The organism is Micromonospora sp. NBC_00617, from assembly GCF_045161355.1.
Taxonomy (GTDB): domain Bacteria; phylum Actinomycetota; class Actinomycetes; order Mycobacteriales; family Micromonosporaceae; genus Micromonospora.
This window is the reverse complement of the sequence record NZ_CP107751.1, coordinates 5,375,722-5,387,433: the sequence shown is the minus strand read 5'-3', so window position 1 is coordinate 5,387,433 and position 11,712 is coordinate 5,375,722. Positions and strand designations below refer to the sequence as shown.

Genomic DNA, 11,712 nt, shown 5'->3' with positions numbered 1-11,712 from the left:
GGACCGGACGGCGGTGACGCCTGACACGTCACGCCACCAGATCGGCCACCAGCTCCGGCGTCAACTCACCGATCGACCCCAGCGTCACGACCGCGAGCCCGGCGGCGTCCGGGTCGAGGGGGTACGACAGGTGTGGCACCGCCACCACCCGCATGCCCGCCGCCGCGGCCGACCGCACGCCGTTGGACGAGTCCTCCACGGCCGCGCAACGGGTCGGGTCGACGCCGAGGCGCCGCGCGACGGTCAGGTACACGTCCGGCGCCGGCTTGCCCCGCTCGGTCTCCTCGGTGGAGAGGGTCGCGCCGAACGCGCCGGCCAGGCCGGTGGCGTCCAGCGCCGCCGCGATCAGCCGGGTCGGTGACGAGCTGGCCAACCCCAGCGGCCACCGCGCGGCCAGCCGGCGTACGACCTCGTCGGCGCCGTCGATCAGCGGCACGTGCTCGGTGTAGCGCCGGGCCATCTCCCGCACCACCTCGTCGGCGACCTGCTCGGCGCTGCGGCGCACGCCCAGCTCACCGCTGAGGTAGTGGGCCCACTCACCGGTGCTCATGCCCATCAGCCGGCGCTGGGTGTCCGGCTGCCAGGACCCACCGTGTGCCGCCACGTACGCCCGCCGGACCTCCTCCCAGACCGGTTCGGAATCCACGATCACGCCGTCCAGGTCGAAAACCACCGCATCCACCACGGGCCCATCCTGCCCGAGAGGTGGACCGTCGGTCAGCCGGGCAGCGCGGGCAGCCCGATCGGACTGTTCGGCGGGATCACCGTGTGGCAGGACCGGGCCATCGGCTCCAGCAGCTCACGCAGCCGGTCGGTGTCGTCCGGGCCGAGGGCCAGCCACGGATGTGCGGCGGACCGGTCGGTGGCGTCCTCGATCGCCTGGAACCCGGCGCGACCGACGTCGGTGGCCGTGCCGTCCCCGGTCAGCCAGCCGCGCTGGGCCAGCCGCTCGCGGGCGGCCCGCCACTGCTCCTCGGACCAGCCCCGGCCGAGCAGGTTCTCCGCCGACATGTCCACCGCGACCCGCCAGGCCAGCGTCTCCACCGGGTCCAGGCCGGCGGCCACCAGGGCGGCGTTGTGGCCGTCACCCCGCAGCTCCCGCAGCGTGGTGGCGGCCTGCCAGAGCCGGGCGAGGGGGTATTCCCCGACCGGCAGCGCCGCGTTGGCCGCGCCGAGCACCCGACCGGCGGTCTGCGCCGCCGAGGCGGCCCGTTCCAGCAGGTCGGCGGCCTCGGCCAGGTGCGCCTCGGGCAGCTCGTAGGTCAGCTCCGCGAGGGCCTGCACGGCACCGGTCAGCCGGGCGCGCAGCGCCTCCTGCGGAGTGGTCAGACGCCAGACCGCCGGCAGGGCTCGGCTCACCATGGGGGGTGCGAAGTTGAAGAACGCGGCGATGACCGGGGCGGCCTCGGCGGCGCCCAGCGGCGCGGCCCGGCCGGCGAAGTAGCCCCGCCAGTAGCCGCGCAGCCCGACCGCCTCGTGCGCCGCGCGGGCCCGAGGGTGGAAGTAGGTGACCGCGTGCACCGGCTCGAAGTGCGTCCACATCAGCCGGGCGGTCCGCCCGGGCTCGTCCAGCGCCGTCACGTGCACCTCCGCGTCCCCGGTCCGCATGGTCACCCCGGACGGCGGGCCGCCCGGGGTGACGCCGAACCTACTGCCGGTGGGTAACCGGCCGGAAGCCCCATGTGAACAACCCCATCGCGCCCGGACGACAACCGGGGCGAAGCGGACGGGTCACTGGGCGGCGAGCACGTCCACCACGAAGCGCAGCGGGCCGGTGGGACGACCGCCTGCGGCTGCCTCGTCGTTGCCGTACGCCAGCTCGCCCGGGATGTCGAGCTGCACCCGGCTGCCCACGGTCACACCCACCAGACCCTGATCCCAGCCGGGGATGACCTGACCCACGCCGATGGGGAAGCTGGCCGGCTGACCGGCGTTCCAGGACGAGTCGAACTCCTTGCCGTCCTTGAAGAAGACGCCCACGTAGTTGGTGGTGATGGTCTGGCCCTTCTTCACCGCCGGGCCGGCGCCCTTGATCATCGGGGTGACGGTGAGCTTCTTCAGCTCACCCGTGCCCGCCGTCACCTTCGGCTTGGTGCCCAGCGCCGGGTCGGCGCCCGCGGGCAGCTGCGGAGCCGGGGGCGCGGTGGGGGCGTCCGCGGCCGGGGCGGAGGCGGACGGGGTCGCGCCTGCCTGGTTGGCGGGCTTGTCGTCGCTCCGGTTCCGGTCGATCCACACGAAACCGCCGATCAGCAGCGCCATCACGGCGACGCCGGCGAGACCGCCCGCCCACGCCTGGCGGCGGCGCTTCGCCTCGGCGGCCTTCTGCGCGGCCAGCTGGGCGGCCAACCGCCGACCCGCCTTCGTCGCCGGGCTCTGGCCCTCCGACCGGTTCTCCTGCGTGCGCTCGCTCACGTCGTCGACTCCCTGCTGCGAAGGTGTGGCCGGCACCCGGTGCCGGGGGGAAAGCCGACGCACACGGTACCCGCCCGGCGGCCTGCCGTGCCCGCCCCGGCTGCCGAGGATCGCCCAGCGACGCCCTCGCGGGACGTTATTTCGGGATCACCATGAAGTCGGTCACGAACGACGTCACGCCCCCGTCGGCCGCGCGCCCGATCCAGGTGCCGTAGCAACCGTCCCCCCAACCCGTGGCCACGGTGACGACATTGGCGCCGGTGGCCTCGTCGAGGACGGCGGTGATCAGGCCCCGGACCGGCGACACGGGCAGCTCGTCGGGGATGAACACCTCCTCCACCTGGTCGTGGTCCCAGCCGTCGAGGACGGCGAGCGCCGTCGGGTCGGCGAGCGTCCCGGCGCCCGCGTCCACCCCGTACCCGAAGTAGTCGTCCGGGCCGAGCGCGGCGACGTCCTGGTCGCCCGCGACGGCCGGCTCCCAGCGGGTCGCCGGCTCGTCGGAGACCACCAGTTGCAGCGCGGCCACCCGGCGGTCCACCTCGGCGCCCTCGCGGAGCACCACGGCCACCCAGGCGCGGGCCGGATACCGCCCCGGCGCCACGGTCACCGTGTACGGCTCGGCCTCCGGGCAGACCAGCGGGTCGCACCCGACCACCCGGCCGGTGGGCAGCACGACGTCATCCACGGGGTGGGCCTCGATCAGGTACGCGCCGTACTCGTCGGTGAAGCGGGCACCGGGCGTCAACAACCGGTCCAGGTCAGGGGTGTACGGCATGGGGGGCTCCTCCGGTGGCCAACGGCCGGCGGAGCGTACCCGGTCCGGCGGACACCCTTCGTCGCCGCCGTACGGTCAGGCGCTCTTGCGGGGTGCGGTCTTGCGCGCGGCGGTCTTCTTCGCCGGCTCGGTCTTCTTCGCGGCGGTCTTCTTCGCCGGCTCGGCTTTCTTCGCGGCGGTCTTCTTCTCCGCCGTCTTCTTCGCCGTGGTCTTCTTCGCGGGCGCCTTGGCGGCCTTCTTCTCGGCCGCCTTCTGGGCCGAGCGGGCCGACGAGATGGGCGTCGGCTCGCCGCCGCCCCCACCGCGCGCGGGCTGTTCGCCGCGTGCCGCCCGGGCCCGGTCCACCGATGCCTTCAGCGCGGCCATCAGGTCCACCGCCGCAGCCGGCGCCTCCTCGGCCTCCTCCGGCTGGACGACCTCCCGACCCTCCACCTTGGCGTCGATGACCTCCTGCAACGCGGCCCGGTAGTCGTCGGTGAAGACGTCCGGCTCGAACTCGCCGGTCATCGAGTCGATGAGGGAGCTGGCCATGGCCAGCTCCGGTGGGCGCACCTTCAGGTCCTCGTCGAGGAAACCGAAGCCCGGCGTACGGATCTCGTCCGGCCAGAGCATCGTGTTGAGCAGCAGCACACCCTCGCGGACCCGTAGCGTGGCGAGCTGTTCACGTTGGCGCAGCGCCACCTTGACGATGGCCACCCGCTCCGAGTCGATCAGGGCGTCGCGCAGCAGCACGTACGGCTTGGTGGCGGTGCCCTCCGGCTCGAGGAAGTACGCCTTGTTGTAGAGGATCGGGTCGACCTGCTCGGCGGGCACGAACTCCAGCACGTCGATAGCCCGCGAGCTGGTCAGCGGCAGATCGGCGAAGTCCTCGTCGGTGAGGATCACCATCTCGCCGCCGCCGATGTCGTAGCCCTTGGCGATGTCGTCGTAGGTGACCTCCTCGCCGCAGACCGAGCAGGTGCGCTTGTAGCGGATCCGGCCGCCGTCCTCGCGGTGCACCTGGTGGAACCGGATGTCCTTCTCCTCGGTCGCCGAGTAGAGCTTCACCCCGATCGAGACGAGCCCGAACGACACGGCTCCCTTCCAGATGGCACGCATCCTGCGCTCCCTTCCCCGGTATCGACCATGCTCGCATCCGAGGGAACTCCACGCGAGGTGTTCGGCCTGCTACTACAGTCGGGTCGTGCCCGGCGCGCCGCTCAAGCCGATGCTCGCGATGACCGGGCCGCTCCCGGCGGGTGACGGCTGGGCGTACGAGTTCAAGTGGGACGGGGTCCGCGCGCTCGCCGACATCTCCGGCGGCGTCCAGCACCTGTACGCCCGCTCCGGCGTGGAGATCACCGCCGCGTACCCCGAGCTGGCCACCCTTGCAGAGCAGGTCGACGACGTGCTGCTCGACGGCGAGGTGGTGCTGCTCGGCCAGGGCGGGCAACCGTCGTTCACGGCGCTGGCCGAGCGGATGCACGTCCGGGATCGCAACAAGGCGGCCCGGCTGGCGGCGGTCATGCCGGTCACGTACATGATCTTCGACCTGTTGCGCCGCGACGGCGACGACCTGACCGGCTGGTCGTACGAGCGTCGGCGGGAGGCCCTGGACGCGCTCGGGCTCGGTGGCGCGCGGTGGGCGGTGCCGCCGGTGTTCGCCGATGGCCCGGCGACGTACGAGGCGGCCGGGGAACACGGACTGGAGGGCGTGATGGCCAAGCGGGTCGGCGCCGTCTACCGGCCCGGGGTGCGCTCCCCGGACTGGGTGAAGGTCAAGCTGGAGGTGACCGGGGACTTCGTCGTGGGCGGCTGGCGGCCGGGTGCGCGTCGCATCGGTGGGCTGCTGGTCGGGGTGCCCGGCCCGGACGGCCGGTTGATCTACCGGGGTCGGGTCGGTGGCGGGATCGGGGCGGCCATCGAACGGCAGCTCCTCGCCGAGCTGGAGCCGCTGCGCTCCGGCGTGTCACCGTTCGCGCCGGGCGTGCCGCGCGAGGATGCCCGGGGCGCCATCTGGGTAGAACCCCGGGTGGTGGTGGAGGTGAAGTACGGCCAACGCACTCCCGACGGCCGGCTGCGCTTCCCCCGGGTGCTGCGGTTGCGTCCGGACAAGCCGCCGGAGGAGGTCGACGATGCCGGCTGAGAAGCTGCGGGTGGACGTCGAGGGCCGCCCGCTGGAGCTGTCCAACCTGGACAAGGTCCTCTATCCGGCGGTCGGCTTCACCAAGGGCGAGGTGATCGACTACTACACCCGGATCTCCCCGGTGCTGCTGCCACACCTGTCCGACCGGCCGGTCACCCGCATCCGCTTTCCCAACGGGGTGGACGACAAGTCCTTCTTCGAGAAGAACAAGCCGGCCGCGACCCCGGACTGGGTACGGGTGGAGACGCTGCCCGCGCCCGGGTCGACGAAGGGTCGGGAGACCATCGACTACGTGGTCGCCGACGACCTGCCCACCCTGGTCTGGCTGGCCAACCTCGCCGCGTTGGAGCTGCACACACCGCAGTGGAAGGTGGGCGAGGCCCCGGACATGATGGTCGTCGATCTGGACCCGGGGCCGCCCGCCGGGCTCGCCGAGTGCTGCCCGGTGGCGGTGTTGATGCGCGACCGGCTCGCCGACGATGGCATCGACTCGTACCCGAAGACGTCCGGCAAGAAGGGCATGCAGCTGTGCTGCCCGATCGCCGGCACCCAGTCCGCCGACGACGTCTCCGCCTACGCGCGCCGGATCGCCCAGGAGTTGGAGAAGGCGCACCCGAAGCTGATCGTGTCGAAGATGGCGAAGAACCTGCGCCCCGGCAAGGTCTTCATCGACTGGAGTCAGAACAACGCGGCGAAGACCACCGTGGCGCCGTACTCGCTGCGCGCCCAGCGGACGCCCTCGGCCTCGACGCCGCTGACCTGGGACGAGGTCGAGGCCGGCGCGCGCGGCCGGAAGCCAGCCGTCCGCCAGTTCACCGCCGCCGAGGTCCTGGAGCGGGTCGAGGAGTACGGCGACCTGTTGGCCGCCCTGCTCGACGGCGGCCCGGAACTGCCGGCCAAGGGCTGACCCTGGCTGGTGCTGTGGGCGCAGTCGGAGGTCGAGGGTGACCGTCGGTCACCTTCGTCGGGGCGGATGCGCCAGTGAGCGGTATACCTCAGAGTCATATTCATACCTCTGAGGTATGCCGCACACCAGCACATCGACATGGCTGGCCCGCCGCAGCGCACGTTGAAGGTGGCGTTCCCGGCGACGTGAACAGCGGACGAACCGCCGAGCCGCCACCGGACACCGCGACGGCGTTCAGTCGCTAGAGTTCGTCGATGCAGATGAGTGAACTCGTCGACGCGCTGAGTGAGCTCCGCGCGCTGCGGGTTGAGCACGACGGCTCAGCCCTGCTGGTCACCGTGCCGGCGATCGATGTGAGCCTGCGGCTCTACCCCGAGGCGGTGGTGTGGCTCAACCACCGGACGATGCCGCATGGTGAGCCGATCCGGCCCCGTACTGGCCCGACCCGGACTTCGACCGGCTCCTGGTCGACGCGGGAGTGTCGTCGACGCCGTACGAGGAGGTCCGCGCCGGGGAGCGACCGGTCGAGATCGCGGCGTTGACCGTGGCCGACCTGCGGGCGGCGGAGCCGGCGCTGACGGTCGGCCGGGCGGACGAGGCCGCCTCGGCGGGTAGGAAGAACAGCGTCGTGGTGGAGTACCGGCTGAGGGCTGCCTGCTGTTGCCAGCGGGTGAGCAGCCCCGACTTGGTCGGAGATCAGGGCGTCGGCCAGGCTCAGGAGACTGGTGTGGCCGCGAGTGTAGTCGCCGGCCGCCGGCCCGCACCGGATCGCCACCACGCGCCGCCGACCAGGGCCACGGTGATGACGGTGACCGCGACGTCGCCGGCCAGGGCCGCCGCCGGGCTCGCCGGGGAGTACGGCGGCACCAGGTACGCGAACGCGGCGGCGCTGACCACGCTCGCCGAGCCGGCGGCGAGCACGTGCCGCTGTCCCCAGCGCGCGCCTCCCGACAGGTACGCGATCACGGCTCCGACGGTGGCGGCGAGCGCCAACGCGATGACCACTCCCGCCCAGCCGGGTGTCAGGTCGGTGCCGAAGTGGACGACGACGACCAGCAGACCGACCCAGAGCGGGTGCGGCACCCGGCGGACGCGGCGCGGGTGGGGGCGACGCCAGCGGGGCAGCAGGGCCGTCGCGACCAGGGTGAGGACCACCGCCGTGGCGAAGGCCAGTTGAAGCGGGCTGGCCAGGAAGTTCTTCCGGCCCTCTTCAGAGGCGAAGATCAGCAGGCTGCCGAGCAGGTAGACCACAGCGACCACCGCCAACCCCTGTCGTCCGAGCCACGGCCGAAGTCGCCGCTTCGCACCGAGGAAGGACTCGACGAACACGATCGGCGCGCAGATGGTCAGCAGGATGTGGTTGCCCACGTAGTCGAACGCCTGCCGGAGGCTGAAGCCGAGCCCCGGCACCAGCGACGCCTCGGCGGCGGCCCGGGTGTCGGCGTACTGCGTGTCATTCAGGTAGCCGGAATTGAACAGGGACTGGTCCACCAGGCCGGCCTGCAGCACACCGAAGGCGGCGGCGAGCAGCACGATCGTCGGCCATCCCGCGCCGAGGTGCCGGGCGGTCTCCCGGATCAGGATTGCCGCCCCGCCGTACATCGGGCCCAGGAAGATCACCACCGGGAGAAAGTCGTCGAGGGCGAAGCCACCCCACGAGCACTCGGCCGCCCAGGGCGCGAGCAGCAACAACGCGACCACCGGCACGAGCCGGCGGCGCAACGGGGGACGGTCGGCGGGGTCGGGCTCGGTCGGCATGGGCACTCCTCGATGGCGCTGCGGGGTCGCCCGTAGCGTCCGTGGGCCACCCGGCCAGCCGCTACGGCCATCGGCCGACGAGGGGTACGACCAAAGTCGTTGCGTAGGGTGGTGCCGACGTCGTCACCCGGGGAGCACGCAGATGCAGCCACACGCCACGGCCGACCTGTCGGACCCGTCCACCGCCACCGAGATTCCGCTGCTCAGCTACCGCGACGAGGCGACCGGCGAGCGCGTCGACCTGACCGCGCAGCAGGTCGGCGCCTGGGCGGCACGCAGCGCCAGCCTGCTGCGGGACGGCTGCGGGCTCGGCCCCGGCAGCCGCGTAGCGGTGCTGCTGCCGCCGCACTGGCGTACCGCCGCGGTGTTGTTGGGGGCTTGGGCGTGCGGCGTGGCGGTGTCGTTCCGACCGCGCGCCACGGCGGGCCTGCCGGTGCTGGAGCCCGGCGGTGACCGACCGTTCGACGCGGTCTTCGTGACCCCCGAGCGCCAGGACGACTGGTTGGAGGACGTGCCGGACGCCCCGCACCGCTACCTCGTCGGCACCGGGCCGGGTCGGTTGGCCGACGTGCCGCTGGGCTGGTTGGACTGGTCCGCCGAGGTGCTTCGCCACTCGGACGTCACGCCCGACCACACCGCCATCCACCCATCGGATCCGGCCAGCGCGGACGGCACGACCTACGGTCGGTGGGGAGCGCTCGCCCGGGAGGTCGCCGGGATGCTGGACCTGCGCGCCGGTGACCGGCTGCTGGTCGACGCCGCCGAGCACGAGCAGCCGTTGAAGTGGTTGCTCGCGCCGCTGTCGGCGGGCGCGTCGGTTGTCATCAGCGCCAACCTCGACCCGGCGCGACGGGATGCGATCGTCGCCGCCGAGCGGGTGACCCGGATCCTCTGAGCCAGGTGCCGTTCCCAAGGCCGAGCAGCGCACGCGCCGGCTGAGGTTGCCGCTTCCGGCGTGCCCCGGCCCGGGATATCGACTGATCCCGGGCCGGGTCCGTTGCCGATTCAGCCGAACGCGGCGGCCAACGTACCGGGCTCGTAGGAACCGCCCCGCTGGTGCACGATCACGGCGAGCCGGTTGGCCGCGTTGATCAGAGCGACCAGGGCGACCAGCGCGGCGACCTGGTCATCGTCGTAGTGCTTGCGCACCTGAGCCCAGGTCTCGTCGGACACGCCCTGGTAGGCGTCGGCGAGCCGGGTGCCCTCCTCGGCGAGCGCGAGCGCCGCCTGCTCGGCCTCCGTGAAGACCGTGGACTCGCGCCAGGCAGCGACCAGGCTGAGCCGAACCGCACTCTCGCCGGCCGCAGCGGCCTCTTTGACGTGCGTGTCGATGCACCATCCGCAGCCGTTGATCTGGCTCGCCCGCAGCGACACCAGCTCCTGCGTGGACTTCGGCAGCGGCGACTGCTGCAGCACCATGCCGGCGTTCGCGAACCGCTTGAAGAACTTCATGGCGAACTCGTTCTCGAACATATTGAACCTGGCGTCCATCGTTCCGTCCTTAGCTCTGGTGTTGGATCGGACGACCATGAGATGCCGGCGAGCGCAGCCCTGTGACGGCCGGGCAGGGTGACGACCGCCACAGGTCGGAAGGTGTCACAGAACGGCCGGCCCCGGCATCTGGTGGGTGACGCAGTCGACAGCGAACAGGAGTCACGCTGGTGGGCATGCCGCAGACCGCACCCGACGACCGGCCGGACCGGGCCACCGAGGCTTTCCTCGCCCACCGCAACCTGCTCTTCACCGTCGCGTACGAGATGCTCGGCTCGGCCGCCGACGCGGAGGACGTACTCCAGGACACCTGGCTGCGGTGGGCGGGCGTCGACCTGGGAGCGGTCCACGACCAGCGCGCCTACCTGGTGCGCATCACCACCCGCCAGGCGCTCACCCGGCTGCGCACGCTCGGTCGCCGCAAGGAGTCCTACGTCGGATCCTGGTTGCCCGAGCCGCTGCTCACCGCGCCCGACGTGGCCGAGGACGTCGCGCTGGCCGACAGCGTCTCGATGGCCATGCTGCTGGTGCTGGAGACGCTCGCGCCTACCGAACGGGCGGTGTTCGTGCTGCGCGAGGTGTTCGACCTCGAGTACGACGAGATCGCCGAAGCCGTCGACAAGAGCCCCGCTGCCGTCCGCCAGATCGCGCACCGGGCCCGGGCGCACGTCTCGGCCCGCAGGCCCCGCCAGGTCGTCTCCGCGGCGGAGGCCCGGTGCGCGCTCGACGCGTTCCAGCGAGCGGTCGACATGGGCGATCTGCAGGGCCTGCTCGACATCCTCGCGCCGGACGTGGTGTTTCTCGGCGACGGCGGCGGGATCAAGCAGGCCGTCCCGCGGCCGATCCTCGGTGCCGACAAGGTGGCCCGCGCCCTGGCATCTTTCTGGGGCAAGGTCCCGGCCAGCACGTCGTGGCGGCCGGCGCAGGTCAACGGCTACCCGGCGCTGATCGTCCACGTCGACGGCGAACTGGACACCGTCGTGGCCGTGCGCATCGACGGCGGCCTCATCACCGGGATCTACGCCGTCCGCAATCCCGAGAAGCTGTCCCACATGCGGCGGGAGAATGCCCTGAGCCGCTGACGCCAGGCGATAACAGCGCCCGTCGTGCCCCTGCCGTTACACCCCACATCAGGGCCGTACGCAGGTCTTTTGCTGCTGCCGTCGACGTGGTCTCATACCCGGAGACGACGTCGTCGAGCAGGTCATGACGACCCCGCGCCGTCTCCATCCCCCGAGGGGTGCACCGATGCACAGGAGACCAATTTTCCGACTGGCAGTCCTCACCGCCACCGCTGCGACGTTCCTGGCCTCCGGCGGCGCCTCGGGGGCGCTCGCCACGGCCGCCCCCGCGACCGCCTTCCCGGGTGTCGCGGCGTGCGACCCGGGCACCGCGGCGCGGGCCGCCGAGGGCGCCACCGCCCAGGAGCCGGCGCTGTACTCCAAGAACGAGGCCAACGCCTACGGCGTGATCAAGGACGCGCCGCGCCTGCCCAACGGCAGCGTCACCGTGCCGACGGTCTTCCACATGGTCTCCGACCACCCGCTCACCGCCGCCGAGACGACCAGGTGGAACACCCTGATCGCGGCACAGATGACGGTGCTCAACGACTCGTACGCGGGCCGTACGGCAGCCAACGCCTCCGACACGCCGTTCCGGTTCTCGCTCGTCGACACCACGTACACGGTGAACAGCGCCTGGTACACGGTCGAGCCGGGCAAGAACGAGCGCGACATGAAGAAGGCGCTCTACACCGGCGACTCGGAGACCCTGAACGTGTATGCGGCCAACATCGGCGGTGGCCTGCTCGGCTGGGCGTACTTCCCGAAGGGCTACAACAACGGCCGCGACTACATCGACGGCGTGGTGATGCTCGACGAGTCGATGCCGGGCGGCACGGCCGGCAAGTACGCCCTCGGTGACACGCTGACGCACGAGGTCGGGCACTGGCTGATGCTGGAGCACACCTTCGCGCACGGCTGCTCCGCGTCCGGCGACTTCGTCGCGGACACCCCGCGTGAGGCGGCACCGCAGTTCGACTGCCCGATCGGCGCGGACACCTGCACCGCACCAGGGCTGGACCCGATCCACAACTTCATGGACTACACGCAGGACTCCTGCATGGACATGTTCACCGCCGGCCAGGCGGACCGGATGAGCGACGCCTGGGTGGCGTTCCGCGCCGGCGGCGCCGGCTGACGCAGGCGTTGTCGGGGGCTGGCGGGCTCAGCCCGCCAGCCCCCT

Annotated in this window: 13 protein-coding genes; 6 read left to right on the top strand and 7 right to left on the bottom strand. The window is 72.1% G+C overall.

Translation table 11 applies throughout. The features are described from left to right. Window positions 1–28: 28 nt before the first annotated feature. The 5 genes from OG505_RS24755 to OG505_RS24735 all read right to left on the bottom strand — a co-directional run bounded on the left by OG505_RS24755 (window position 29) and on the right by OG505_RS24735 (window position 4,285). On the bottom strand, window positions 29–685 hold the full coding sequence (locus OG505_RS24755; protein ID WP_405428032.1) for an HAD family hydrolase: 657 nt from the start codon (window positions 683–685) through the stop codon (window positions 29–31). A 32-nt stretch (window positions 686–717) separates the two neighbouring features. Continuing rightward, the gene (locus tag OG505_RS24750) at window positions 718–1,608 is read right to left on the bottom strand and encodes an SCO6745 family protein (protein ID WP_405428030.1); all 891 of its coding nucleotides are present in this window, start codon (window positions 1,606–1,608) and stop codon (window positions 718–720) included. 123 nt (window positions 1,609–1,731) lie between these two features. Continuing rightward, entirely contained in the window at window positions 1,732–2,448 is a 717-nt protein-coding gene (locus OG505_RS24745; protein WP_405428029.1) for an FKBP-type peptidyl-prolyl cis-trans isomerase, read from the bottom strand. Window positions 2,449–2,548: 100 nt separating this feature from the next. Continuing rightward, window positions 2,549–3,187, bottom strand: a complete 639-nt coding sequence (locus tag OG505_RS24740; protein ID WP_405428027.1) for a DUF4241 domain-containing protein — start codon at window positions 3,185–3,187, stop codon at window positions 2,549–2,551. A 75-nt stretch (window positions 3,188–3,262) separates the two neighbouring features. Beyond that, window positions 3,263–4,285: a Ku protein gene (locus OG505_RS24735; RefSeq protein ID WP_405428025.1), complete on the bottom strand. Its 1,023-nt coding sequence runs from the start codon at window positions 4,283–4,285 to the stop codon at window positions 3,263–3,265. 85 nt (window positions 4,286–4,370) lie between these two features. Between OG505_RS24735 and ligD (OG505_RS24730) the strand changes: the two genes are divergently transcribed. The 3 genes from ligD (OG505_RS24730) to OG505_RS24720 all read left to right on the top strand — a co-directional run bounded on the left by ligD (OG505_RS24730) (window position 4,371) and on the right by OG505_RS24720 (window position 6,761). Then, window positions 4,371–5,312, top strand: a complete 942-nt coding sequence (gene ligD, locus OG505_RS24730; protein WP_405428023.1) for a non-homologous end-joining DNA ligase — start codon at window positions 4,371–4,373, stop codon at window positions 5,310–5,312. Next, a complete protein-coding gene (gene ligD / locus OG505_RS24725) occupies window positions 5,302–6,219 on the top strand; it encodes a non-homologous end-joining DNA ligase (RefSeq protein WP_405428021.1) in 918 nt (305 codons plus the stop codon). The genes ligD (OG505_RS24730) and ligD (OG505_RS24725) overlap by 11 nt, the downstream gene beginning before the upstream one ends. Before the next feature lie 254 nt (window positions 6,220–6,473). Beyond that, window positions 6,474–6,761, top strand: a complete 288-nt coding sequence (locus OG505_RS24720) for a hypothetical protein (protein WP_405428019.1) — start codon at window positions 6,474–6,476, stop codon at window positions 6,759–6,761. Window positions 6,762–6,933: 172 nt separating this feature from the next. On the opposite strand, the gene OG505_RS24715 is transcribed toward OG505_RS24720, so the two are convergent. After that, window positions 6,934–7,977: a hypothetical protein gene (locus OG505_RS24715; protein WP_405428018.1), complete on the bottom strand. Its 1,044-nt coding sequence runs from the start codon at window positions 7,975–7,977 to the stop codon at window positions 6,934–6,936. A 142-nt stretch (window positions 7,978–8,119) separates the two neighbouring features. Here OG505_RS24715 and OG505_RS24710 point away from each other — a divergent pair, with 142 nt between their 5' ends. Continuing rightward, the gene (locus OG505_RS24710; RefSeq protein WP_405428016.1) at window positions 8,120–8,872 is read left to right on the top strand and encodes a TIGR03089 family protein; all 753 of its coding nucleotides are present in this window, start codon (window positions 8,120–8,122) and stop codon (window positions 8,870–8,872) included. Between the two features lie 110 nt (window positions 8,873–8,982). On the opposite strand, the gene OG505_RS24705 is transcribed toward OG505_RS24710, so the two are convergent. Next, a complete protein-coding gene (locus OG505_RS24705; protein ID WP_405428014.1) occupies window positions 8,983–9,468 on the bottom strand; it encodes a carboxymuconolactone decarboxylase family protein in 486 nt (161 codons plus the stop codon). 176 nt (window positions 9,469–9,644) lie between these two features. On the opposite strand from OG505_RS24705, the gene OG505_RS24700 reads away from it, so the two are divergent. After that, entirely contained in the window at window positions 9,645–10,550 is a 906-nt protein-coding gene (locus OG505_RS24700; protein WP_405428012.1) for an RNA polymerase sigma-70 factor, read from the top strand. Window positions 10,551–10,716: 166 nt separating this feature from the next. Continuing rightward, window positions 10,717–11,667, top strand: coding sequence for a zinc metalloprotease (locus tag OG505_RS24695; protein ID WP_405428010.1), 951 nt, complete (start codon window positions 10,717–10,719; stop codon window positions 11,665–11,667). Window positions 11,668–11,712 lie beyond the last annotated feature (45 nt).

Excerpts from the sequence above, each read along its gene's own strand:
- ligD (WP_405428021.1), top strand. The coding sequence starts at position 5,302 with ATGCCGGCTGAGAAGCTGCGGGTGGACGTCGAGGGCCGCCCGCTGGAG.
- OG505_RS24740 (WP_405428027.1), bottom strand. The coding sequence starts at position 3,187 with ATGCCGTACACCCCTGACCTGGACCGGTTGTTGACGCCCGGTGCCCGC.
- OG505_RS24695 (WP_405428010.1), top strand. The coding sequence starts at position 10,717 with ATGCACAGGAGACCAATTTTCCGACTGGCAGTCCTCACCGCCACCGCT.
- OG505_RS24710 (WP_405428016.1), top strand. The coding sequence starts at position 8,120 with ATGCAGCCACACGCCACGGCCGACCTGTCGGACCCGTCCACCGCCACC.
- OG505_RS24700 (WP_405428012.1), top strand. The coding sequence starts at position 9,645 with ATGCCGCAGACCGCACCCGACGACCGGCCGGACCGGGCCACCGAGGCT.
- OG505_RS24720 (WP_405428019.1), top strand. The coding sequence starts at position 6,474 with ATGCAGATGAGTGAACTCGTCGACGCGCTGAGTGAGCTCCGCGCGCTG.
- OG505_RS24750 (WP_405428030.1), bottom strand. The coding sequence starts at position 1,608 with ATGCGGACCGGGGACGCGGAGGTGCACGTGACGGCGCTGGACGAGCCC.
- OG505_RS24735 (WP_405428025.1), bottom strand. The coding sequence starts at position 4,285 with ATGCGTGCCATCTGGAAGGGAGCCGTGTCGTTCGGGCTCGTCTCGATC.
- OG505_RS24715 (WP_405428018.1), bottom strand. The coding sequence starts at position 7,977 with ATGCCGACCGAGCCCGACCCCGCCGACCGTCCCCCGTTGCGCCGCCGG.
- OG505_RS24705 (WP_405428014.1), bottom strand. The coding sequence starts at position 9,468 with ATGGACGCCAGGTTCAATATGTTCGAGAACGAGTTCGCCATGAAGTTC.